Below are 22,060 nucleotides of genomic sequence, written 5' to 3'. Positions count from 1 at the left end.
CGTGGCGCGCCGCTTCCTCGTCGTGCTCGCCCATCCCCTGCCCGAAAGCTACGCGGCGTCTGTGGCGAAAACCGTGGTCGTCGAACGCTGCGCGACAGGGGGCATGTGGCCGATCTGCTCGATCTCTATCAGGAGGATTTCGACCCCCGGCTTTCGGCGGCCGAGCGGAGCGCCTATTTCAATACGCCCTGTGATACGAGTTCGGTCGATCCGATCATTGCCAGGCTCAGAGCCGCCGATGGACTGATCCTGGTGTTTCCGCAATGGTGGTTCAATTTCCCGGCCATTCTCAAGGGCTTCTTCGATCGGGTTTTCGCGCCGGGCGTCGCCTTCACCCATGATCTTGCGGGCGGCCGCATCAAGCCCGCTCTGGGCAATATCCGCCATCTCTACGCCTTCACCACCACGGGTTCGCCCTGGTGGATGGTGAAATTCTATATGGGCGATCCGGTGCGCCGGCTGCTGAAACGCGGCATCGCCGCCTTTTGCGCCAAGGACGTCGATTTCCGCATGCTGGCGCTGCACGACATGGATCGCGTTTCCGAGGCCCAATTGACTGGGCATCTCAAGCGCGTGCGGGCGCTGACGGCGCGGCTCTAGCCTCGGCGCCCTCTCGGAAACTCATGCGTCGCGCTCACGAAAAGACCCGCGCGCGACAAGGCGGCGGGTCCAAACGGTTCTCGATAGATTTTTGGGTCGGCCTTACGCCCATTCGCCCTTGCGGAACACCGGCGTCCTCGTTCCATCGGCGGCGACGCCGTCGATGTCGACCTCGCCCGAGCCGATCATCCAGTCGATATGGATGAGGCTGGAATTGCCGCCTTGGGCCTTGATCTGCTCCGGGGTGAGATCGGCGCCGCCGACGAAGCATTTCGAATAGCACTGGCCGAGCGCGATGTGGCAGGCGGCGTTTTCGTCGAACAGCGTGTTGTAGAACAGAAGACCCGATGCCGAGATCGGCGAGGAATGCGGCACCAGCGCCACTTCGCCCAGCCGGCTCGCGCCTTCGTCGGTTTCCAGCACCTTCTTCAGCACCGCTTCGCCCTTGGACGCCTTGGCCTCGACGATGCGGCCGCCTTCGAAACGCACCTGGATGTCGTCGATCAGCGTGCCCTGATGCGACAGCGGCTTGGTGGAGGAGGCGACGCCCTCGACGCGCAGCGCATGCGGCGTGGTGAAGACTTCTTCGGTCGGTATATTCGGATTGCAGGTCACGCCGTTCTTGGCCATGGAGGCGCCGCCATGCCATTCATGGCCATCGGCCAGGCCGACGGTGAGATCGGTGCCCGGGCCCTTGAAGTGCAGGGCGGAGAAGCGCATCTCGTTCAGCCAGGTCGAGCGGCGATGCAGCGCGGCATTGTGCTCGCGCCAGGCGGCGACGGGATCGTCACGATCGACGCGTGAGGCCGCGAAGATGGCGTCGGCCAGCTTGCGCACTGCGTCTTCTTCGCTGAGTTCCGGAAAGATCTGCCGCGCCCAGGCCGGGTTGGGATAGGAAACGATGTTCCAGTTGATGTCAAAATTGGAGATTTTTTCGAGCGCCGGCTTATAAGCGGTCGACATGGCCCGGTTGGCGCGCGCCACTTTGGATGGATCCTGCTCGGACAGCAGCATCGGATTGTCGCCTGACACGGCAAGACGCGCCGCGCCATTGGCATAGGCCTTGGCCATGCCCTCATAGAGCCAGCTCGCGGCGCGGTCGAAATTGTCGTCGGCCGCATATTCATAGCGCGCCAGGGTCGCGACCTCGTCATTGTAGAAGGTGGTCACCAGCCCGCCGCCGGCCTTATAGGCGTGTTTGGTGATCTCGCGCACCAGCGGCGCCGCCGCCATCGGGGCGGTGACGACCAGATCCTGACCCTTTTGCAGGTCGAGGCCGATCTTGACCGCCACTTCGGCGAGTTTTTCCAGCTTGACGGGATCGATAGCGGACGCGCTCATGACAACTCCATGCCTTGCTTTTCTCTGGCCCCGTTATGTGGATGATTTGGGCGGCGATGTGAAGGCGGCGCGGCGAATTAACCCTGAGCAGGGTTTGCGGGGTCCGCAACGGCCCTCGCTCGCTCTATTCCGTTGCGCCCAGGTCTTCGACCGCCTATTTTCCGACCAGAAAAGACAAGGCGGAGAAGGACACTATGGCGAAAACCGGCGCGCTCACGGGAAAACGCGTTCTCCTGATCATCGCAGGCGGCATCGCCGCCTATAAGAGCCTCGATCTCATCCGCCGCCTGCGCGAACGCGGCGCCCGCGTCATCCCCGTCATGACCCGCGCCGCGACCGAATTCATCACCCCGCTCGCCGTCGGCGCGCTGGCGGCCGAAAAGGTGCATCTGGAGCTGTTCGATCGCGACGATGAAATCGATGTCGGCCATATCCGGCTGGCGCGCGATTGCGATCTCGTCGTCGTCGCCCCCGCCACGGCCGACCTGATCGGCAAGATGGCCAATGGTCTCGCCAATGATCTCGCCTCCACCGTCCTGCTCGCCACCGAGCGCCCGGTGCTGATCGCGCCGGCCATGAACCCCACCATGTGGTCCAATCCCGCCGTCAGCCGCAATGCCTCGCAGCTTTTGATCGACGGCGCGCATTTCATCGGCCCTGTCAGCGGCGAGATGGCGGAAAAGGGCGAGGCGGGCGTGGGCCGCATGGCCGAACCCCTCGACATCGTCGCCGAGATCGAAACGCTGCTCGACAACAGGCCCAAGCCGCTCGCCGGCCGACGCGCCATAGTCACCTCCGGGCCGACGCATGAGCCGATCGATCCGGTCCGCTACATCGCTAACCGTTCTTCCGGCGCCCAGGGTCATGCGATCGCAGCAGCGCTCGCCAACGCCGGCGCGGATGTCACGCTGATCTCGGGACCGGTGACGCTGCCCGATCCGCGCGGCGTCAAAATGGTCAAGGTCGAGCGCGCGGTGGAAATGCGCGACGCGGCGCTGAACGCCCTTCCCGCAGACATCGCGGTGATGGTGGCGGCGGTGGCCGATTGGCGCGTCGACGCCGAAGCGTCCGAGAAGATCAAGAAGTCGCCGGGCGAAGCGCCGCCCGCCCTGGCGCTCACGGAAAATCCGGACATCCTCAAGACCATCGGCCATCACGAGAAGCGGCCGAAACTGGTGATCGGCTTCGCCGCCGAGACCAATGACGTCGAAGACAATGCGCGGGCGAAACTGGCGCGCAAGGGCGCGGATCTGATTGTCGCCAACGACGTGTCGCCGGAAACCGGGATTATGGGCGGCAGCCGCAACACGGTGTCTATTATTGCCGCCGATGGCGTCGACCGTTGGCCGGAGATGGACAAGGCGGAGGTGGCGGAACGCCTCGTCGCGCTGATCTCCGAGCGGCTCAACCCGCTCTGAAACTATTCGGCCGGGACCTTCAGATCTTCGGACGTTTCCGTGAGGACGCCCGTCGAAAACGGCGTGATCTTGATGCCGTCATCCGACAGCACCACGGCGCTGCCGTCGGGGATCTCGCCCCAGATGCGCTCGTCCTCGTCGAGCGGTTCCGACACCAGGCAATAGCCGCCGCCCATCCGCGATGCGTAGAGCGTTGGAGCCGAGGCGCCGGTGGCGTAGCGGACCCCATAGAGCGTGTCGCCATCGGAAAAAGCGGCGGTGAAGCGGACATCGGGCGTGATGCCCATATGCAGCGCCTGCCGCTCCACCAGCGCCAGCGCCTCGCGCAGGGCCGTCATCGGCATGGCGTCGAGCCCGAAATGCAAGGCCAGCATGAAGATCAGCTCGGAATCGGTGGTGCCGCGGCGGGCGGCGTAGAGTTCGTCCGGCAGCAGGCTTTCGAGCGCCCGGCGCATGCGATCATACTGGCCGATCTGGCCGTTATGCATGAAGGACCAGCGGCCATGGGCGAAGGGATGGCAATTGTCGCGCCGGGTCGCGCCATAGGTGGCGGCGCGCACATGGGCGAGAAACAGCGTCGAGCGGATCTGGCGGGCGAGGCTCTTGAGATTGCAGTCGGCCCAGGCCGGCATCACGTCGCGATAGAGACCGGGTTCGTCACGGTCGCCATACCAGGCGATGCCGAAGCCGTCGCCATTGGTGGGCGTCTTGGCCAGAGTGGCCGATAGTGACTGCGCGACGAGCGAATGAGCGGGCGCCGACACGATATCTTCCAGAAACAACGGCTCTCCGCGATACGCGGCCCAGCGACACATCTTTCACCCACTCGGTTTTGGCGCTTGTTGGCGCCGATATGCGATTCATCTTCCGACCAGTTCGGTTAATAAAGATGAAGTCACAAAAGTGTCAAAGACATTTTGCGTTGCAGCATACGGAAATTGAACACTGCGTTGCATCCGCGCCGCTGTCACGGCTGGTCTGGAGGCTCTATATTCAGAAAAATCAAACGAGGAACCGCCATGTCCATCCGTCCCGTCAAGCATGAGAGCCGCGCCACGCCGACTATGGAGGGCGCGGGCGTCCACCTTCACCGCGTCTTCGGCTTCGGCGATCCTTCGCTGACCGATCCTTTCCTGATGATGGACGATTTCCGCAACGACAATCCCGCCCATTACCAACGCGGCTTTCCCTGGCATCCGCATCGCGGCATCGAGACCATCACCTATGTGCTCGCCGGCACCGTCGAGCATGGCGACAGCCTCGGCAATCGCGGATTGCTCGGCGCGGGTGATGTGCAATGGATGACGGCGGGCCGCGGCATCATGCATCAGGAAATGCCGCAGGGCGATTTCGCCGGGCGCATGCATGGTTTCCAGCTCTGGGCCAACCTGCCGTCGTCGCTGAAAATGACGGCGCCGCGCTATCAGGACGTCAAGGCCGCCGATATTCCCGTGGTGATCGATGACGACGGCACGGCCGTGCGCGTCATCACCGGCGAGTTCTGGGGCAAGAAAGGCCCTGTCGACGGCATCGCCGCCGAGCCCGTCTATCTCGACATTTCCGTGCCGCCCGGCCGCCGAAAGACGTTCGCCGTCGATACCTATCGCAAGGCTTTCGCCTATATTTTCGCCGGTTCCGGCACGTTCCGCGACGCTTCGCACCCGATGGGTGTGAAGATCGAGAAGGAGATCGCCGGCGAGGAAGTGACCATTCGCGACATGTCCGGCAACCGCACGCTCGTCGTCTTCGACAGCGGCGACGAGGTGACGGTGCAGGCCGGCGACGAAGGCATCCGCTTCCTGCTCGTTTCCGGCAAGCCGATCGAGGAACCGGTGGCATGGCATGGGCCGATCGTGATGAACAGCCGCGAAGAGATCATGCAGGCGATGCGCGAACTGCAGAACGGCACCTTCATCAAGTCGGATCATTGATGACCCGCGTCGGCGACGAAAAGCGTGGACTTCCTGTTTCTCGGCGTCGCGTTTCGGCCGGGATGCCCTAGATTGCCCCCGGATCAACAAACGGGGACTTCAGTCCATGTACAGGCTTTATGGACGGATCGGATCCGGAAGCGCCGCCGTCGAGGCGGCGCTGGCCATTATCGGCGCGCCGCATGACATCGTCTGGGTGGACACATCCGCCGGCGAACATCTGACCGAAGATTTCGCAGCCATCAATCCGCGCCGGCAGGTGCCCGCGTTCGTGCTGCCGGATGGCGGCGTGATGACCGAAAGCGCCGCCATGCTGCTGCATTTGGCCGACGCCTTTCCGGAGGCCGGTCTCGCCCCGCGCCCCGGATCGAGCGCGCGGGCGCGACATGACCGCTGGCTGATCTTCATGGCGGTCAACATCTATGAAGGCGAATTGCGCAAGGCCTATGCCGATCGCTATACGACCGACCCCGACGGCGCGGATGCCGTTCGCGCCGCGGCGGAAGACTATCTCAGTGCGCAACATGCGATCATCGAAGCAGAGATGAAGGGCGATTATCTGGTGGGCGACAGTCTCTCCATGGCCGATCTCTATCTCTGGATGGTCGCAAGCTGGCGCGATCCGCAGCAGATAAGAGCCGAGACGCCACGCGTCGCAGCGCATTCCCGCCGGCTGCGCGCCATTCCTCAGGTGCAGGCGATCGCAGAGCGTCATGGCGCCTGAAGCAAAAACGATTGGCCGTATGCGCTTTTGCCGCAGAAATGCCGCTTCCTTGGCGAAGAGGTCGCTGATATAGGCGTTGGCTTATATTGGAATTGTTCTAATGAGATCGGACGGCGGATGCAGTGGAAGCGGCTCTTCAAGCGAACGGCGCTGGGTGTCGGCCTTTTGGTCCTCGCCGGCGGCGTGTTCCTCGGCCAGCAATTCCTGCGCGGGAACTTTCATGAGGTCATCCCCGGCGAGTTCTACCGCTCGGCGCAGCCTTCCGCCGCCGATATCGCCTATTACGCCAAGACTTACGGCATCAAGACGGTGATCAACCTGCGGGGCGCCAGCAAGAAGGGTTCGAGCTGGTATGTCGACGAGATCAACGAGTCCAAGGCTCTGGGTCTTCATCATGTCGATTTCGCCATGTCGGCCGCCCGAGAACTGAACGCCGTGCAGATGGCCGATCTCACCCGCATCATGCGCGATGCGCCCAAACCTATCCTGGTGCACTGCATGTCGGGCGTCGATCGCACAGGGCTCGCCTCGGTTCTTTATCTCCAGCAGGTCGCCGGCGTGGACGAAGAGACGGCGGAATGGCAGCTGTCGCTGATCTACGGCCATTTCAGCATTCCCTTCATCAATCGCGCCTATGCGATGGATGAGAGCTGGGAAGCCTTTGAAAAGGTCATCGGCCTCGAAAGCTGAGCATTGAACATTTTCCCGCCCCGCCGCATTGTCCAGTCACAGCAAGGAGTGGACCATGCAGATCACAGGACGGTGCCATTGCGGCCGGGTGTCGTATGAGGCGGAGATCGACCCGGAGCGCGTCTCCATTTGCCATTGCACCGATTGCCAGTCGCTGACCGGCTCGCCGTTCCGCGTCACCGCGCTGACCGGGCGAGACCGGATCCGCCAGACCGGCGAGCCGCCCAAGGTCTATGAGAAACGCGGCGGCAGCGGCGCCATTCGCCTTCAATATTTCTGCGCCAATTGCGGCTCTCCCATCTTCACCACAGGCCAGGGCGCGGCCTTCGAGACCTGGGGCATCCGCTGGGGCAGCATCGACCAGCGCGCCGAACTCGAGCCCGGCCGCCAGAAATGGACCCGTTCGGCCGCGCCGTGGATCGGAGAGATCGGCGATCTCCCCGGCTCCCAAGGCGACTGAACTCAGCCGAACACCAGCCCGCCATCGACGATCAGGTTCTGGCCCGTCACCGCGCGCGCCCAGGGGCTGGCGAAGAACAGCACGGCGTCGGCGGCTTCCTCCGGCGTCGTCACCCGCTGCAGCGGCGTATTGGCGGCGATGAGATCGAACACGGCGTCGGGCGTCGCCGCGCTCGCATCCGTCATCCGCAGCAAGCCGCCCGAGACCATGTTGACGGTGATGCCGTCAGGCCCTAGCTCCTTGGCCGCCGTGCGCGTGAGCGACAGGAGCGCGGCCTTGGCGGCGGTGTAGTCGTGATAGGGCACAACCGGGTTCTGAAACAGATTGGTGCCGATGAACACCAGCCGCCCGAAGCCTTGCGACGCCAAGCCGGGTCTGGCGGCCCGGATCAGGTTGAGCGCGCCCTTGAGGCCGGTCTCCAGATGCGCATTGACCGCCTCCCAGGACAGATGATCGAGCTTGTCTCTCGCCTCCCCATTGAAGCTGAAATCGGCCAGCGCGTTGTGCACCACCGTATCGACGCCGCCGAAGGCGTCCTTCACGGCTTCGATCAACGCTTCGACTTTTTTGCATTCCGCACATCGGCGCGGATCGCCCGCGCCTTTGGGCCCAGCGTCTCGGCCAGCGCCTCCGCTTTCTCCCGGCTGTTGCGGTAGTTGATGACGACATTGGCGCCTTCGTGCGCAAAAGCGCGGGCGATCGCCGCGCCGAGGCCGCGACCCCCTCCCGTGACGATGACGGTCTGTTCTGCAATCGGCTTGCTCATCGGGAAATGTCCTGTTTGGTCCAGAGATGATGAAAATGATGGATGGGCCCATGGCCCGCGCCGACGCTCAGCTCGCCGGAAGCTTCGATCGCGCCGCGGAGCCAGTCCTTGGCGGCGCATATGGCTTCGGAAATCGCCTGTCCCTTGGCGAGTTCGGCGGCGATGGCGCTCGACAGCGAGCAGCCGGTGCCATGGGTGTTTTTCGTCTGCGCGCGCCGGCTTTCGAACCACAGGAGGCCTTCGGATGACGCCAGCACATCCGGGCTCTCGTCGTCATCAAGGTGCCCGCCCTTGACCAGCGCCGCCTGCGGCCCGAGCGCCAGAAGAGCGCGGGCCTGCGCCGCCATTTCTTCGCGCGACCGCGCTTCCGGCCTGCCGAGCAGCGCCGCTGCTTCCGGCAGATTGGGCGTGACGACCGTGGCGAGCGGCAGAAGCGCCCGCCGCACCGTCTCCATCGCCTCGGGGTCGAGGAGCGGCGCGCCGCCCTTGGCGATCATCACCGGATCGAGCGCCACGGGCGCGCGGCAGAAAAGCCTGAGGGCTTCCGCCACGCTTGCGGCGATCTCCGCATTGGCGATCATGCCGATCTTGACCGCGTCGACGCGCACGTCCGAGAACACCATGCGGATCTGTTCGCCCACGAAATCGGCGGGCAAAGCGTGCACAGTCGAGACGCCTTGCGTGTTCTGCGCCGTCAAGGCGGTCAGCGCCGCCATGCCGAACACGCCGCGGGCGGAAAAGGCCTTGAGGTCGGCCTGGATGCCGGCGCCGCCCGAGGGGTCGGAGCCGGCGATGGACAAGACATTGGCAATCATGGCAGCCTCCTCTTGATTTCCGCGCTGAGGGCCTGCGCCGCGACCTCGGGATCGGGCTGCCCGCAAATCGCCGACACGACGGCGACGCCTTTGGCGCCTCTCGCGAGGATCTCCTGATATGGCCGATCTTGACGCCGCCGATCGCCACGGCCGGCAAATGCGTGGCGCGGATGACCGCCTGAAGCCCGTCGAGACCGATCGCCGGCGGATGGTCCGGTTTTGTCGTTGTCGGAAACACCGGACCGACGCCGACATAATCCACCAGCGTGGGGTCGAGCGCTTCGGCTTCATCCACGCTGCCGATCGAGAGGCCAAGAAGCATGCTGTCGCCGATGCGGTCGCGCGCCGCCCGCACAGCCAGATCGCCCTGACCGATATGAACGCCGTCGGCGCCGATCGCCATGGCCGCCTCGATATCGTCATTGACGATCAGCAGCGCGCCGCTACCGATAAGTGCGGATTTTAGCAGGCGTCCGGTTTCGATCCGCTGTTCGGTCGTCGCCGTCTTGTCGCGCAGTTGCACCATGGTCGCGCCGCCGCGCACGGCGAGCCGCGCCGTTTCAATCACGCCGAGGGGCTCGGAGAGCACGGGATCCAGCACGAGATAGAGCGAGAGATCGAAGCGGCTCATGCGACCTCCATCCGGTTGGCCGCATCGAGCGCTGCGCCATCCACGAGCGCGAGCTGATCGAGGAAATGGACCGAGAAACTGCCTGGTCCCTCTGCGGCGGCTTCGGCGCGGGCTCCCGCCACGGCGAAGTGGGCGAGCGCCGCCGTTGTCGCATCGAACAGATCGGCGCCCTTCACGCCGGCATAGGCGCCGATCAGGCAGGTCAGCGAGCAGCCGAGCGCCGTCACTTTCGGCATCAGCGGCGAACCGCCGGAGATCCTCAACGCGCGCACCCCGTCGGTGACGAAATCCGTCTCGCCGGTGACGGCGACGATCGTGTCCCGCTCGCCCGCCAGCCGCCGGGCTGCCTCTTCCGCCGCATGCACAGGGTCGCGGGCGTCGACGCCTTTGGCAGTGCTTTGACCACCGGCCAGCGCCAGGATCTCCGATGCATTGCCCCTGACGATATCGGGCCGAACCGCCATCAGCGCCTCTGTCGCCTGTCGCCGATAGGCGGTGGCGAAATGCGCGACGGGATCGAATACCCAGGGAACGCCCGCTTCGCGCGCGCCGCGCGCAGCAGCCGTCATGCCCGCGACCCAATCGGGAGAGGGCGTGCCGATATTGATGGTGAGCGCCGCGGCGAAGCCGGCGAATTCGCCGGCCTCCTCCGTCGCATGCACCATGGCGGGGGATGCGCCCGCCGCGAGCAGGCTGTTGGCGGCGATGTTCATCGCCACGTAATTGGTGATGCAGTGAACGAGCGGCGCTTGCGCGCGCATCGCTTCGAGATAGGCGCCGGGAGTGGTCAAATCAGTCATCTTGCCCCTTTCCAGCGGGGCAAGCGGCAGGAACGATCCGATGGGAGTGCGCTTGTCGCGCGGGCGGATCATCCGAGCGACTCCCTCCGCCAGCATTATCTGGTTCAGGTTCGAAGGGTGCTTCTCAGCCCGTCTTGCGACGAACGCCCCTGTCTCTCAACACACCGAGATATGCCAGCTTTAAACTGGCCTGTCATCCGAAAAACTTTTCGCGACGCGGGGAGGAACTTAGCGTCGTCATCGGCGTTGCGACACTGGGGAGCATTGGGCTCTGAAAAGAGTGGGACGAGCGAAGCGGAAATTATAGGGTTTGCTGGTATGTTCGACGTTGGCCGTGCGGTTGAAGATGTGTTTTCGGACATCGATTCCAATCCGCTGGGATATGCGCTCTTTTTGGATATCGACGGCACACTGATCGATCTGGCCGCCACTCCCGACGCGATCCAAATTCCTCCGGACTTGCCGGGAATCCTTGATCGCCTGTCGCAAAGGCTCGGCGGCGCCATGGCGCTGGTTACCGGGCGGGCCTTGCCCTATGCCGATCGCCTGTTCGATCCGCGCCGCTTTCCGATTGCGGGTCTGCATGGCGTCGAGCGTCGCTGCGCCGATGGCCGCATCACGCGAAGCGCGCCCACGCCCGCTTTCGACGACGCCAAGCGCGAACTGGCTCGCGCCGCCAAGGCCTGGCCGGGTGTGCTGTTCGAAGACAAGAGCGCCGCCGTGGCCATACATTATCGCCAGGCTCCCTGCTATGCGATGGAAGTCGACGTCACCATGCAGGCGGCGCTCGCCGCGATCGGCCCCGGTTATGAATTGCAGCGCGGCAAGATGGTGGTCGAGATCCGACCCGACAGCGCCGACAAGGGCCGGGCGGTGCAGGCCTTTCTGCATGAGCCGCCGTTTACGGGCCGAATTCCAGTGGCGATCGGCGACGACGTCACCGACGAGGCGATGTTCAAAGCGGTCAATGCGCATGGCGGCGCTTCGATCCGCATCGTCGAAACCCCCGCTGAAACCACGGCGCAATGGCGGCTTCCGTCACCCCGATCCCTGAGAGCGGCTCTGTCGGCTCTGGCCGCCCGCTCCTGATACATTTCCGCATGAAAGGATTTTCGCCATGAGCAGACTTGTGGTCGTCTCAAACCGCGTTCCCGTTCCCGACAAAACCGGGACGGCTCCCGCCGGCGGTCTGGCCGTGGCGCTGCAGGCCGCGCTCAAGGAGCGCGGCGGCATCTGGATGGGCTGGTCCGGGAAATCGTCCGGCGAAGACGAGCCGGCGGAGCTGACGATCCAGAAGCAGGGCAACATCACCTATGCCTTGACCGATCTGACCGATCGCGATGTCGAGGAATATTACCACGGCTTCGCCAACCGCGTGCTCTGGCCGATCTGCCACTATCGGCTTGATCTCGCCGAATATGCCCGCAAGGAAATGAGCGGCTATTTTCGCGTCAACCGTTTCTTCGCCGCCAAGCTCGCGCCGATGCTCGAGCCCGACGACGTCATCTGGGTGCATGACTATCACCTGATCCCGCTCGCGATCGAATTGCGCGCGCTGGGCGTCAGGAATCGCATCGGCTTCTTCCTGCATATTCCGCTGCCGCCCGCCGACGTGCTGTTCACCATGCCGGTGCATGAGGAAATCATGAAGGGCCTGGCGGAATATGATCTCGTCGGATTCCAGACCGATCACGACTTCGACAATTTCGCCGGCGGGCTGGTGCGCGAAGGCATCGGCGAGCGACTGGACGATGGACGATTGTCTTCCTTCGGTCGTATTTTCAAGGGCGGGGCTTATCCGATCGGTATCGAGACGGAGGCCTTTGCAAACTATGCGCGGCGCGCCGCCAAGCATGCGATGGTGACGAAAGCCCGCGCCAGCATCGAAGGCCGCAACCTCATCATCGGCGTCGACCGGCTCGATTACTCCAAAGGGCTGACCCAGCGCATCGACGCCTTCGAGAAATTCGTCACCGCCAATCCCGACCAGCACAACAAGGTCACCTATCTCCAGGTCACGCCGAAATCACGCTCCGAAGTCCCTGAATATGAGGCGATGCAGCGCACGGTCGCCGAACAGGCGGGCCGCGTCAACGGCGCGCTCGGCACGGTCGACTGGGTGCCGATCCGCTATATCAATCGCTCCGTCGCCCGACCTGTGCTCGCTGGTCTCTATCGGCTGGCGCGGGTGGGGCTGGTGACGCCCCTGCGCGACGGCATGAACCTGGTCGCGAAGGAATATGTGGCGGCGCAGGACCCGGAAGATCCCGGCGTTCTCGTTCTCTCACGCTTCGCCGGCGCGGCGCGCGAGCTCAAGGGCGCGCTGCTCGTCAATCCCTATGACATCGAAGGCGCGGCCAACGCCATCGCACGGGCCATCCATATGCCGCTCGACGAGCGCAAGGAGCGCTGGAGCGGCATGATGGAGCACCTGAAAAAGCAGACGGTCCAGCGCTGGTGCGACGATTTCCTGAGCGACCTGACCGCCTGACGGGCGGCCGCCGGACTCTCGGCGGCCTTCGATCAGGCCGCCTTCTGAATATGATATTCCTTGATGGCGATCATCTTGATGGCGGGATGGCGCTCCGATTCATAGCGAAGCGAGAAGCCGTCTTGCGCCATGAACACCGGATCGCCGTCGAGATCGCGGCAGATGTCGCCGCGGCGGACATCCAGGAATTTCTGCAGATCGGCCGGATTTTCGGCCGAGATCCAGCGGCAGACCGAGAAACGCGACATTTCGAACGACACCGGCAAAGTGTATTCCGCCGACAGACGCTCCTTGAGCACGTCGAGCTGCAGCGCGCCGACCACGCCGACGATCGCCGGCGAACCGTCTTCCGGCGAAAACAGCTGCACGACGCCTTCCTCAGCCATCTGATGCAGCGCTTCCTTGAGCTTCTTGGCCTTCATGGCGTCTTCCAGCCGCACGCGGCGCAGGATCTCGGGCGCGAAATTCGGCACGCCCTGGAACACCAGTGATTCCCCTTCGGTCAGCGTGTCGCCGATGCGCAGGGTGCCGTGATTGGGAATGCCGACCACGTCGCCGGCATAGGCGGTATCCGCGAGCTGGCGCTGCGAGGCGAAGAAGAATTGCGGCGCCGTCAGGCCCAGTTGCTTGCCGGTGCGGGCGAGCCTCGCCTTCATGCCGCGCTCGATCTTGCCCGAGCAGACGCGGGCGAAGGCGATGCGGTCGCGGTGGTTGGGATCCATATTCGCCTGGATCTTGAAGACGAAGGCGGTCATCTTGTCTTCGGCGGCGTGAACTGTGCGGGTGTCGGCCACCTGGTCACGCGGCGCCGGCGCAAATTCGCCGAGCGCATTGATGAGATCGCGGACGCCGAAATTGCGCAGCGCCGAGCCGAAAAATACGGGCGTCATGTGACCTTCGAGGAAGGCCTCGCGGTCGAAGGGCCTGCAGGCCTCGATCGCCAGATTGACCTCGTCGACAAAGACTTCTCGTTCGTTTTCCGGCAGACGGTCGGCCACCGCTTCCGGTCCGTTGACCGGCGTGCCCACGACTTCTGTGTCGGAGCCGCGCACGGTGTTGTCGGCGAGATTGTAGGAGCCGCAGAAGGTCTTGGACCGCCCGATCGGCCAGGTGACCGGGGCGGTGTCGAGCGCGAGCTTTTCTTCCACTTCATCGAGGATTTCGAAGGGATCGCGGCTTTCGCGGTCCATCTTGTTGATGAAGGTGATGATCGGGATATTGCGCAGGCGGCAGACTTCGAACAGTTTCAGCGTGCGCGGCTCGATGCCCTTGGCGGCGTCGATCACCATGACGGCGGCGTCGACCGCCGTCAGCGTGCGATAGGTGTCGTCGGCGAAGTCTTCGTGACCGGGCGTATCGAGAATGTTGAAGACATTGTCGTTGTATTCGAAGGTCATCACCGAGGTGACGACCGAGATGCCGCGTTCGCGCTCGATCTTCATCCAGTCCGACCGGGTCTGAATGCGGTCTTTCTTCGCCTTGACCTCGCCGGCGAGCTGGATCGCGCCGCCGAACAACAGCAGCTTTTCGGTCAGCGTCGTCTTGCCTGCGTCCGGATGCGCGATAATGGCGAAGGTGCGGCGGCGGGAGATCGCCTCGGCCAAGGTCTCGGTCATGTTTTCAGAAAATCCTGTTGAGCGCCGGCCTTCTACCGTTTCGAGCCGCAAATTGCAATTGACCGGCTGGCGGCTGGGGGCGACAAACGCTTATGACCCAAGCTTCCGCCACACCCGTTCTCGGCCTCGTGCGCCTGCCGCATGCCGCCGATCTACCCTTGCCGTCCTATGAAACCACCGGCGCCGCCGGCATGGATATCCGCGCGGCTTTGCAGGAAGACGAGCCGATGACGCTTGCAGCCGGCGCGCGCGCGCTTGTTCCCACCGGTTTCGTGTTCGAAATCCCCGAAGGTTTCGAGGTGCAGGTGCGGCCGCGCTCCGGTCTGGCGCTCAAGCATGGCGTGACCTGCCTCAATACCCCCGGCACGATCGACAGCGACTATCGCGGCGAGGTGAAGGTGCTCCTGGTCAATCTGGGAGCCGAGCCCTTCGTCATCGAGCGCGGCATGCGCATCGCTCAGTTGATCGTCGCGCCCGTCGTCCAGGCCGGTGTCGAAGAGCGAACGCATGTGAGCGACACTGCGCGGGGCGCGGGAGGGTTCGGCTCGACCGGCGCGTGAGGCGAAAATCTGCGTGTCGAAATAGATCCGGCCCCCATCCGACAAGCCCAACGCCTTCAAGCGGCTGCGTCTTTATGTTTTTAGGGAACAAGGCTGTGTTTTTCGTCTTCCTGCCCAGCAGGTTGTTCGGGACGGTGGATGGCGGGGCGTGACGACTACGCCTTCACCCTGCGGCCGGCGCAGCCGCGCGCTGTTTCGTATCTGCCCTGTCGCCGCGGAGCGAAGCGACCAGCCTTGCGGTGATCTGGTGGGCGGGTTCGGCTCTCGCGAATGCGAAGCCCTGGAGAATATCGGCTCCGAGATCGGTCAGCATCACCGCATGCGCCATTGTTTCCACCCCTTCCGCCACGACTTCGATGTCCAGGGCATGCGCGATGTCGATGAGAGAACCGACAAGCTGTTTCTGCGGCGCATGATCCAGGATCGGCGCGACGAGGTGCCGGTCGATTTTCACGCGCTCCGGGCGCAGTTCCAACAGACCGAGAAGCGACGCGTGCCCTGAACCGAGATCATCGAGTTCGATGAGAATCCCGAGGTCTCTGATCATCCGGATATTCTGTTTGATCTGGTCGCTGACCTTGTCCAGGAAGATCGTTTCTATCAGTTCGAAACTGAGCGATTTCGGCGGCGCCGCCATCGCTTCCAGCCGCTTGGGCAGGCTTGCGTCACTCAGGCGAGCGGCGGAAAGATTGACCGACACCCGCGGCACGTCGATATCCAGCAGCGTCCAGCGCTTGATATCCAGCAGCACCCGCGTCAGGATGGCTTCGTCCACGGCCTCCATCAAGCCATGCGCCGAGGCGAGATCCAGGAATTCCGAAGGCGGCCTGACGCCGTCTGCGGTCTCCCATCGCGCCAAGGCTTCCAGCCCGCAGATTTCACCGGTTTTCGCATCGATCTGCACCTGATAATGAGGAACGATCTCGTTTGCGCGCAATGCGGTCTGCAGGTCCTTGAGTGTCTGTTTTTCCTTTGCCAGTCGCTGGGCAAGCTCGGGCGTAAAGAGTTGGGCGTTGTTTCGGCCGAGCTTCTTGGCTTCGTAGAGAGCCACATCCGACGCTTTCAGAAGTGCGCCGATCTCCTGGCCTTGCGCACAGGCGAAGCCGATCGAGCATTCCGCGAGGTAAGACTCCCCGTTGAGAGTGACGGGCTTGTCCAATTCCCTGCGAATGGCCGACACCAGATCCTGCATTCTGCTCAGGCCGAAGGGCGACAGGACAGCGAATTCGTCGCCACCCAGACGAGCCGCATGCTCACCATCGCGCGTGGCTTTCGCAAGGATGTCGCCGACATATCGCAGGACAGCGTCGCCGCCGGAATGCCCGAAACGATCATTGATCTCCTTGAAATGATCCAGATCCAAATGGCAAAGCGACGCCGCATCGACTGTGGACTGAAACTCGGCGAATTTTTCGTCGAACGCTCGCCGGTTCAGAAGGCCGGTGAGATAGTCGTGATCCGCAGCGAACTTGGCGACCGCTCGGCTTGCTTCCGCCGCTTCCCGCTCCCTGGCCAGCTGCTCGGAACGCAAGATATCGTCGGTGACGTCCCACTCCGCGCCGATGAAACATCCTTCGCCCTGCTCGTCCACAAAGTATTTGGCTCGCGACCGGAGATATCGAGTTTCACCGTCGGGACGAATGATCCTGAATTGCGCGGCGTAATCCGACCTGGCGTTGATCGCGCGCTGGAATACCGAACTCGCATAGTCCCGATCTTCGGGATGTACGCTTTCGAGCCAGATGACGTCGTCAAGTTCTTTCTTGATGCCATAGATGATCTGGAGTTGATGGTCCCAGCGGGTCTGATTTTTATGCAGATTATGCTGCCAGATGCCGATCCCGGAGGCTTCGAGCGCGATATCCAATTGGCGCAGAAGACTTTCGAGCTCGTTGTTGGTCCATGTGAGCTTATCGCGCATCCGCTCCTCCCAGATCTCTGTGACTATGAACAGGATTGATTAGCAAAGTCTGACGATTGCAAAGTTCGGAACGACGCCTTACTCGGGGGCGAGTGACGCAGAAATTGCGGCCAATCAAACCACCACTCCAACAAAATTTTTGAAGAGATGCCCGGCTCCACAGCCTCGTCCGAGCCCTATTCGAGGCCTGCTGCCGGTTCGCAACCGCGGATGCGCGACGGAAGCGACCCTCCTGGACATGTTTCTGGACGTGGTCTGCAGCGGAATGAGGCATATGTGCGGATATGACTAAAAGTTGCGATATATCGTAAAATGAGCGGAATTATGTGTTATTAAAGACGACAATTGACGGAAAAATCTACCGGTGATAGATGAGATTGTATCCCGGAGACTTTCATGACCCTGTCCGCCCTCGCCGCCTATTCTCTCGCTCTGCTGATCGCCGCCGCCATCCCCGGGCCGGGGATCACGGCGCTGGTGGCCCGTGCGCTCGGCGCCGGCATGGTCGAAGGCGTCGGCATGGCGCTCGGCCTCATCCTGGGCGACATGGTGTTCCTGACCGCCGCAGTGATGGGGCTCGCGGTTCTGGCGCATGCCTTCAGCGAAGTGTTCACCGTCATCAAGATCCTCGGCGCGATTTACCTCGCCTGGATCGCCTACAAGATCTGGACCGCAGGGATTCTCAGCGCCGAAATCGGCGCTGCGCCGAAAAGAAGCTTTACCCAGTCCTTCGCCTCGGGTTTGTTCGTGACGCTCGGCAATCCCAAGGCGATGTTGTTCTATGTCGCTCTGGTGCCGACGATCATCGATCTCGAAAGCATCGGGGTTGCGGATTACCTCCTGCTGCTGCTCGCCACATTTCTGGTGCTGGTGGCGGTGACCTTCCCCTATGTCGCGCTCGCGGGCAAAGCGCGGGAAGCCTTCAAACATCCCAAGGCGTTGGGACGGCTCAACAAGGCGGCGGCGGCCTGCCTGTTTGCGACCGCCGGCTACATCGCCAGCCGCGCCGCATAGCAGGATCGCCTGTCGCCCCTCGCGAAAAAGGGTGAAATTTTCTCCTTTTCACTCTGCCGCGCGCCGATCTTGCTGGAAAGCCGGCGAATTCCTCCCTAACTTGCTCTCACAACACAGGGAGAAGCACCATGACCGACACGCGCAAAGCCGGACGGGGAAAAATATACGGCTCGATCACCGAAACCATCGGCGATACGCCGATTGTGCGGCTCGACAAGCTGGCCAAGGAAAAGGGCGTCAAGGCGAACCTGCTCGCCAAGCTCGAATTCTTCAATCCGATCGCCTCGGTCAAAGACCGTATCGGCGTCGCCATGATCGAATCGCTGGAAGCCCAGGGCAAGATCGCGCCGGGCCGCACCACGCTGGTCGAACCGACCTCGGGCAATACGGGCATCGCGCTGGCCTTCGCCGCCGCCGCCAAGGGCTACAAGCTGATCCTCACCATGCCCGAGACCATGTCGATCGAGCGCCGCAAGATGCTGGCCCTGCTCGGCGCCGAGCTCGTGCTGACCGAAGGCCCGAAGGGCATGAAGGGCGCGATCGCCAAGGCGGAGGAACTGGCGGCCTCGCTGCCGGACGCCATCATTCCCCAGCAGTTCGAAAACCCCGCCAATCCGGACATCCATCGCAAGACGACGGCCGAGGAAATCTGGAACGACACCAATGGCGAGATCGACATTTTCGTTTCCGGCATCGGCACAGGCGGCACGATCACCGGCACGGGTCAGGTGCTGAAGGCGCGCAAGCCCTCGGTCCAGGTGATCGCGGTCGAGCCGGCCGATTCGCCGGTGCTTTCCGGCGGCAATCCCGGTCCACACAAGATCCAGGGCATCGGCGCCGGCTTCGCGCCCGCCATCCTCGACAAGTCCGTCTATGACGAAGTCGTCACGGTCAGCAACGAGGACGCCTTCGCCCAGGCTCGCCTCGTCGCCCGTCTCGAAGGCGTGCCGGTCGGCATTTCCTCGGGCGCCGCATTGACCGCAGCCATCAAGGTCGGCCAGCGCGAAGAAAACGCCGGCAAGAACATCGTCGTGATCATTCCCTCCTTTGCCGAACGCTATCTGTCGACGGCCCTGTTCGAAGGCCTGGGCGGGTGATTTTTTGTAGACATCGGAGCCGTGCTTCTGCGGCTTCGATATTTCATGCCACTGCCGCTCTAAGAGCAAGGCCGATGCTTCATCACATCTCATTGGGCGTCGTAGACATCCTCAAAGCCGCGCAGTTCTATGACGCCGCTCTCAGGCCGCTCGGATATGTTCGCGTCTGGGAGGATATCCGGCCCCGCGAGGATGACCAGGCTGTCGGATACGGATTGCCCGGCGGCGGCGACAAACTGGCCTTGAAACACAGGCCGCATGACGCGAGCCCTCCGGGTCCGGGTTTCCATCTCGCTCTCGCCGCCCCGAGCCGCGTGAGCGTGGAACAGTTTCACGCCGAAGCCATTTCCCATGGCGGCATCGATAATGGCGGCCCGGGACTTCGGCCCCATTATGGGCCCCACTATTTCGCGGCCTTCGTCATCGATCCCGACGGCCACCACATCGAAGCGGTCATCAATCGACCGGAATAGATCAGGCCGCGTTCTGAAGCGCAGTCCCGGCAATCCGGTAGGAAATCGCCTCTGCGAGATGAATGCGGCCCACGCGTGGAGCCTCGTCGAGATCGGCGAGCGTGCGCGCCACTTTCAAAATCCGGTGATAGCCGCGCGCCGAGAATTTCATCTTGTCGGCGGCGTCGCGGAGAAGCTGCAGGCCGGCGGGATCGGGTTCGGCGATCGCTTCGATCAGCGCGGTGGCGCAGCGGGCGTTGCAGCCGATCTCCGGCAGGCCTGCGGCAAGGAAACGGTCGCGCTGCAACTCCCGCGCACGGGCGACGCGGGCGGCCACCACGGAACTCGGCTCCGCCGGCCGGGGCCGGATGAGATCGGTGGCGCTGACGGCGGGCACGTCTATGCGGATGTCGATCCGGTCGAGCAATGGTCCCGACAGCCGCGACTGATAATCGCTCATGCAGCGCGGCCCCCGCGCGCAGATATGGCCCGGTTCGCCGGCCATGCCGCAGCGGCAGGGGTTCATCGCCGCGATCAGCTGAAACTTAGCCGGATAACTGACATGGTGATTGGCGCGGGCGATGACGCATTCGCCGGTTTCCAGCGGTTGGCGCAACGCATCCAGCGTTTGCGGATGAAATTCCGGCAGCTCATCGAGAAACAACACGCCGTGATGGGCAAGCGAGGCCTCGCCGGGCTTGGCGCGCAGCCCGCCGCCGACCAGCGCCGCCATGGTGGCGGAGTGATGTGGTGCGCGGAACGGCCGGCGGTCCGACAATTTGCCGCCCGCGAGCTGCCCGGCGATCGAATGGATCATCGACACTTCCAACAGTTCCGCCGAATCCAGCGGCGGCAGGATCGAGGCCAAGCGCTGGGCGAGCATCGACTTGCCCGAACCGGGGGCCGACGAACAAAAGATTATGTCCGCCGGCCGCCGCCACTTCGAGCGCCCGCTTGGCGCTTTCCTGCCCCTTGATATCTGCGAGATCGGGGCTGTTGGCGGGCAGCGCCCGGACCGCCGGCTGCGGCCGTGACAGCACTTGGGTGCCGCGGAAATGATTGGCGAGGCCGACAAGGCTGCGCGGCGCAAGAATGTCGATCTCGGCGCCGGCCCAGGCGGCTTCGGGGCCACTGTCCTGCGGGCAGATCAGCCCCTTGCCCATGGCGTTGGCTGCGATCGCCGCCGGAAGCGCGCCGGCCACCGGCGCGATCGTGCCGTCGAGATTGAGTTCGCCGAGGATCAGGTAGGCCTGCAGCGCATCCGCCGGGATTGCGCCCAGCGCCGCCATCATCGCCAGCGCAATGGGCAGATCGAAATGGCTGCCTTCCTTGGGAAGGTCCGCCGGCGCGAGGTTGACGGTGACTTTCTTCTGCGGCAACGCCAGGCCCGAAGCATGCAGCGCCGCCTGCACCCGCTCCCGGCTTTCGGCCACCGCCTTGTCGGGCAGGCCGACAATCTGCATCACATGCTTGCCTGGCCCCACCATGACCTGAACATCGACCGGCACCCCTTCGATGCCCTGGAATGCGACTGTGCTGACTCTCGCCACCATATTGCCCGCGCCCCCTTGCTCGCCGTTAAAGCGAAAATCGCCCTTCCTCGGCATAGGGTTGCAGTCAATCACGGAAACCAGAATAAAACAAGAACAAATCGAGTCGATTTTCACCCTCCGGCTGCAATTTGGTTCGGTTGAGCGACAAAAATAAAATCGCAAATCAGCCGCGCTTCTTTTCCACCGCGTCCCAGAACAGCGAGGCGATATCGGCGCCGCCGAACTTCTTGACCTCGCGGATGCCGGTGGGCGACGTGACGTTGATCTCGGTCATATAGTCGCCGATCACGTCGATGCCGACCAGCAGGAAGCCGCGTTCGCGGAGCGCAGGCCCGATACGCGCGCAGATTTCCTGTTCGCGCGCGGTGAGTTCTGTATGTTCGGCGCGGCCGCCTACATGCATATTGGAGCGCGAATCCGTCTCGGCCGGCACGCGGTTGATCGCGCCCACGGCCTCGCCGTCGATCAGGATGATGCGCTTGTCGCCCTTGCGCACCGCAGGCAGATATTGCTGGGCGATGAAGGGCTCGCGGAACATCTGGCCGAACATTTCCAGCAGCGAGGTGAAGTTGCGGTCGTCGCGCGAGGAGGGAACACGCCTGCGCCGCCATTGCCGTAGAGCGGCTTCAGAATTATGTCGCCCATTTCCTCGCGGAAGCGGGCGATTTCCTTGACGTCGCGGGTAATCAGCGTCTGCGGCATCAGGTCGGCGAATTCGGTGACGAAGATCTTTTCCGGCGAATTGCGCACCCAGGCGGGATCGTTGACCACAAGCGTCCTGGGGTGAATGCGCTCGAGCAGATGCGTCGAGGTGATATAGGCCATGTCGAAGGGCGGATCCTGGCGCAAGAGCACCACATCTATGGTCGAGAGATCGACGCGTTCGGCTTCGCCGAGCGTGAAATGGTCGCCCTTGACGTCGCGCAGCTCCATCGGCTCGACGGTGGCGTAGATCGTGCCGTCGCGCATCGACAATTGGTTGGGGGTGTAGTGGAACAGCTTGTAGCCGCGCGCTTGCGCTTCAAGGCTCATGGCGAAGGTGGAGTCGCCGGCGATGTTGATGGAGGACACATGGTCCATCTGCACGGCGACGTTCTTGATTTTAGCCATGAAAAGGCGCTCCCCGGATGATCAAAGCCGGCCAGATGTAGGACCCGGCCGGGCGCTTGGCAAGCCCGCC

At 63.3% G+C, this 22,060-nt stretch carries 17 protein-coding genes, 5 pseudogenes and 1 riboswitch; of the genes and pseudogenes, 12 read left to right on the top strand and 10 right to left on the bottom strand.

Annotated elements, in window-relative coordinates:
* The first annotated feature begins 1 nt into the window (after position 1).
* Positions 2 to 600: pseudogene (locus H2O14_RS12050) on the top strand (NAD(P)H-dependent oxidoreductase).
* Between the two features lie 102 nt (positions 601 to 702).
* On the opposite strand, the gene H2O14_RS12045 reads toward H2O14_RS12050, so the two are convergent.
* Positions 703 to 1,941, bottom strand: a complete 1,239-nt coding sequence (locus H2O14_RS12045) for an aminopeptidase (RefSeq protein ID WP_182827841.1) — start codon at positions 1,939 to 1,941, stop codon at positions 703 to 705.
* Positions 1,942 to 2,135: 194 nt separating this feature from the next.
* Between H2O14_RS12045 and coaBC the strand changes: the two genes are divergently transcribed.
* Positions 2,136 to 3,359 carry a bifunctional phosphopantothenoylcysteine decarboxylase/phosphopantothenate--cysteine ligase CoaBC gene (gene coaBC / locus H2O14_RS12040; protein WP_182827840.1) on the top strand — a complete coding sequence of 408 codons (1,224 nt, stop codon included), beginning with the start codon at positions 2,136 to 2,138 and terminating at the stop codon, positions 3,357 to 3,359.
* A 2-nt stretch (positions 3,360 to 3,361) separates the two neighbouring features.
* Here coaBC and H2O14_RS12035 read toward each other — a convergent pair whose 3' ends face one another.
* Positions 3,362 to 4,174 (bottom strand): class II glutamine amidotransferase, encoded by an 813-nt coding sequence (locus tag H2O14_RS12035; protein ID WP_182827839.1) that lies wholly within the window; start codon positions 4,172 to 4,174, stop codon positions 3,362 to 3,364.
* Between the two features lie 204 nt (positions 4,175 to 4,378).
* On the opposite strand from H2O14_RS12035, the gene H2O14_RS12030 reads away from it, so the two are divergent.
* The 4 genes from H2O14_RS12030 to H2O14_RS12015 all read left to right on the top strand — a co-directional run bounded on the left by H2O14_RS12030 (position 4,379) and on the right by H2O14_RS12015 (position 7,164).
* Positions 4,379 to 5,290 carry a pirin family protein gene (locus H2O14_RS12030; protein ID WP_182827838.1) on the top strand — a complete coding sequence of 304 codons (912 nt, stop codon included), beginning with the start codon at positions 4,379 to 4,381 and terminating at the stop codon, positions 5,288 to 5,290.
* Positions 5,291 to 5,396: 106 nt separating this feature from the next.
* The gene (locus H2O14_RS12025; RefSeq protein WP_182827837.1) at positions 5,397 to 6,014 is read left to right on the top strand and encodes a glutathione S-transferase family protein; all 618 of its coding nucleotides are present in this window, start codon (positions 5,397 to 5,399) and stop codon (positions 6,012 to 6,014) included.
* A 117-nt stretch (positions 6,015 to 6,131) separates the two neighbouring features.
* A complete protein-coding gene (locus tag H2O14_RS12020) occupies positions 6,132 to 6,704 on the top strand; it encodes a dual specificity protein phosphatase family protein (protein ID WP_182827836.1) in 573 nt (190 codons plus the stop codon).
* A gap of 55 nt (positions 6,705 to 6,759) precedes the next feature.
* Positions 6,760 to 7,164 carry a GFA family protein gene (locus tag H2O14_RS12015; RefSeq protein ID WP_182827835.1) on the top strand — a complete coding sequence of 135 codons (405 nt, stop codon included), beginning with the start codon at positions 6,760 to 6,762 and terminating at the stop codon, positions 7,162 to 7,164.
* Between the two features lie 2 nt (positions 7,165 to 7,166).
* Here H2O14_RS12015 and H2O14_RS12010 read toward each other — a convergent pair.
* From H2O14_RS12010 to thiM, 4 genes and pseudogenes are all read right to left on the bottom strand, one after another.
* Positions 7,167 to 7,930: pseudogene (locus H2O14_RS12010) on the bottom strand (3-oxoacyl-ACP reductase).
* Entirely contained in the window at positions 7,927 to 8,745 is an 819-nt protein-coding gene (thiD, locus tag H2O14_RS12005; protein WP_182827834.1) for a bifunctional hydroxymethylpyrimidine kinase/phosphomethylpyrimidine kinase, read from the bottom strand. The pseudogene H2O14_RS12010 and the gene thiD overlap by 4 nt, the downstream one beginning before the upstream one ends.
* A pseudogene (thiE, locus tag H2O14_RS12000) lies at positions 8,742 to 9,376 on the bottom strand (thiamine phosphate synthase). Before thiE ends, thiD begins: the two are co-directional and overlap by 4 nt.
* Complete coding sequence (thiM, locus tag H2O14_RS11995) at positions 9,373 to 10,176, bottom strand: hydroxyethylthiazole kinase (RefSeq protein WP_182827833.1); 804 nt, start codon at positions 10,174 to 10,176, stop codon at positions 9,373 to 9,375. The pseudogene thiE and the gene thiM overlap by 4 nt, the downstream one beginning before the upstream one ends.
* A gap of 64 nt (positions 10,177 to 10,240) precedes the next feature.
* Positions 10,241 to 10,337: riboswitch (TPP riboswitch) on the bottom strand.
* A 157-nt stretch (positions 10,338 to 10,494) separates the two neighbouring features.
* On the opposite strand from thiM, the gene otsB reads away from it, so the two are divergent.
* Together otsB and otsA are read left to right on the top strand one after the other, a co-directional pair.
* A complete protein-coding gene (gene otsB / locus H2O14_RS11990) occupies positions 10,495 to 11,265 on the top strand; it encodes a trehalose-phosphatase (protein ID WP_182827832.1) in 771 nt (256 codons plus the stop codon).
* Positions 11,266 to 11,293: 28 nt separating this feature from the next.
* Entirely contained in the window at positions 11,294 to 12,667 is a 1,374-nt protein-coding gene (otsA, locus tag H2O14_RS11985; protein WP_182827831.1) for an alpha,alpha-trehalose-phosphate synthase (UDP-forming), read from the top strand.
* A gap of 32 nt (positions 12,668 to 12,699) precedes the next feature.
* On the opposite strand, the gene H2O14_RS11980 is transcribed toward otsA, so the two are convergent.
* Positions 12,700 to 14,283, bottom strand: coding sequence for a peptide chain release factor 3 (locus H2O14_RS11980; protein WP_182827830.1), 1,584 nt, complete (start codon positions 14,281 to 14,283; stop codon positions 12,700 to 12,702).
* 92 nt (positions 14,284 to 14,375) lie between these two features.
* Between H2O14_RS11980 and dut the strand changes: the two genes are divergently transcribed.
* Positions 14,376 to 14,843, top strand: coding sequence for a dUTP diphosphatase (gene dut / locus H2O14_RS11975; RefSeq protein ID WP_182827829.1), 468 nt, complete (start codon positions 14,376 to 14,378; stop codon positions 14,841 to 14,843).
* Between the two features lie 163 nt (positions 14,844 to 15,006).
* On the opposite strand, the gene H2O14_RS11970 is transcribed toward dut, so the two are convergent.
* A complete protein-coding gene (locus H2O14_RS11970) occupies positions 15,007 to 16,764 on the bottom strand; it encodes a putative bifunctional diguanylate cyclase/phosphodiesterase (protein WP_182827828.1) in 1,758 nt (585 codons plus the stop codon).
* Between the two features lie 396 nt (positions 16,765 to 17,160).
* Here H2O14_RS11970 and H2O14_RS11965 point away from each other — a divergent pair, with 396 nt between their 5' ends.
* From H2O14_RS11965 to H2O14_RS11955, 3 genes are all read left to right on the top strand, one after another.
* Positions 17,161 to 17,778, top strand: a complete 618-nt coding sequence (locus H2O14_RS11965) for a LysE family translocator (RefSeq protein ID WP_182827827.1) — start codon at positions 17,161 to 17,163, stop codon at positions 17,776 to 17,778.
* A gap of 128 nt (positions 17,779 to 17,906) precedes the next feature.
* Entirely contained in the window at positions 17,907 to 18,875 is a 969-nt protein-coding gene (gene cysK, locus H2O14_RS11960) for a cysteine synthase A (protein WP_182827826.1), read from the top strand.
* A gap of 74 nt (positions 18,876 to 18,949) precedes the next feature.
* Complete coding sequence (locus H2O14_RS11955; RefSeq protein WP_182827825.1) at positions 18,950 to 19,348, top strand: VOC family protein; 399 nt, start codon at positions 18,950 to 18,952, stop codon at positions 19,346 to 19,348.
* 1 nt (position 19,349) lies between these two features.
* Here H2O14_RS11955 and H2O14_RS11950 read toward each other — a convergent pair.
* A pseudogene (locus H2O14_RS11950) lies at positions 19,350 to 20,880 on the bottom strand (YifB family Mg chelatase-like AAA ATPase).
* Positions 20,881 to 21,043: 163 nt separating this feature from the next.
* Positions 21,044 to 21,990, bottom strand: a pseudogene (gene gshB, locus H2O14_RS11945) (glutathione synthase).
* Positions 21,991 to 22,060 lie beyond the last annotated feature (70 nt).

Source organism: Rhizobium sp. G21, from assembly GCF_014158035.1.
Classification (GTDB): Bacteria; Pseudomonadota; Alphaproteobacteria; order Rhizobiales; family Rhizobiaceae; genus Rhizobium_E.
This window is presented reverse-complemented; position numbering and strand designations above follow the sequence as displayed.

Excerpts from the sequence above, each read along its gene's own strand:
- H2O14_RS12045 (WP_182827841.1), bottom strand. The coding sequence starts at position 1,941 with ATGAGCGCGTCCGCTATCGATCCCGTCAAGCTGGAAAAACTCGCCGAA.
- coaBC (WP_182827840.1), top strand. The coding sequence starts at position 2,136 with ATGGCGAAAACCGGCGCGCTCACGGGAAAACGCGTTCTCCTGATCATC.
- H2O14_RS12035 (WP_182827839.1), bottom strand. The coding sequence starts at position 4,174 with ATGTGTCGCTGGGCCGCGTATCGCGGAGAGCCGTTGTTTCTGGAAGAT.
- H2O14_RS12030 (WP_182827838.1), top strand. The coding sequence starts at position 4,379 with ATGTCCATCCGTCCCGTCAAGCATGAGAGCCGCGCCACGCCGACTATG.
- H2O14_RS12025 (WP_182827837.1), top strand. The coding sequence starts at position 5,397 with ATGTACAGGCTTTATGGACGGATCGGATCCGGAAGCGCCGCCGTCGAG.
- H2O14_RS12020 (WP_182827836.1), top strand. The coding sequence starts at position 6,132 with ATGCAGTGGAAGCGGCTCTTCAAGCGAACGGCGCTGGGTGTCGGCCTT.
- H2O14_RS12015 (WP_182827835.1), top strand. The coding sequence starts at position 6,760 with ATGCAGATCACAGGACGGTGCCATTGCGGCCGGGTGTCGTATGAGGCG.
- thiD (WP_182827834.1), bottom strand. The coding sequence starts at position 8,745 with ATGATTGCCAATGTCTTGTCCATCGCCGGCTCCGACCCCTCGGGCGGC.
- thiM (WP_182827833.1), bottom strand. The coding sequence starts at position 10,176 with ATGACTGATTTGACCACTCCCGGCGCCTATCTCGAAGCGATGCGCGCG.
- otsB (WP_182827832.1), top strand. The coding sequence starts at position 10,495 with ATGTTCGACGTTGGCCGTGCGGTTGAAGATGTGTTTTCGGACATCGAT.
- otsA (WP_182827831.1), top strand. The coding sequence starts at position 11,294 with ATGAGCAGACTTGTGGTCGTCTCAAACCGCGTTCCCGTTCCCGACAAA.
- H2O14_RS11980 (WP_182827830.1), bottom strand. The coding sequence starts at position 14,283 with ATGACCGAGACCTTGGCCGAGGCGATCTCCCGCCGCCGCACCTTCGCC.
- dut (WP_182827829.1), top strand. The coding sequence starts at position 14,376 with ATGACCCAAGCTTCCGCCACACCCGTTCTCGGCCTCGTGCGCCTGCCG.
- H2O14_RS11970 (WP_182827828.1), bottom strand. The coding sequence starts at position 16,764 with ATGCGCGATAAGCTCACATGGACCAACAACGAGCTCGAAAGTCTTCTG.
- H2O14_RS11965 (WP_182827827.1), top strand. The coding sequence starts at position 17,161 with ATGACCCTGTCCGCCCTCGCCGCCTATTCTCTCGCTCTGCTGATCGCC.
- cysK (WP_182827826.1), top strand. The coding sequence starts at position 17,907 with ATGACCGACACGCGCAAAGCCGGACGGGGAAAAATATACGGCTCGATC.
- H2O14_RS11955 (WP_182827825.1), top strand. The coding sequence starts at position 18,950 with ATGCTTCATCACATCTCATTGGGCGTCGTAGACATCCTCAAAGCCGCG.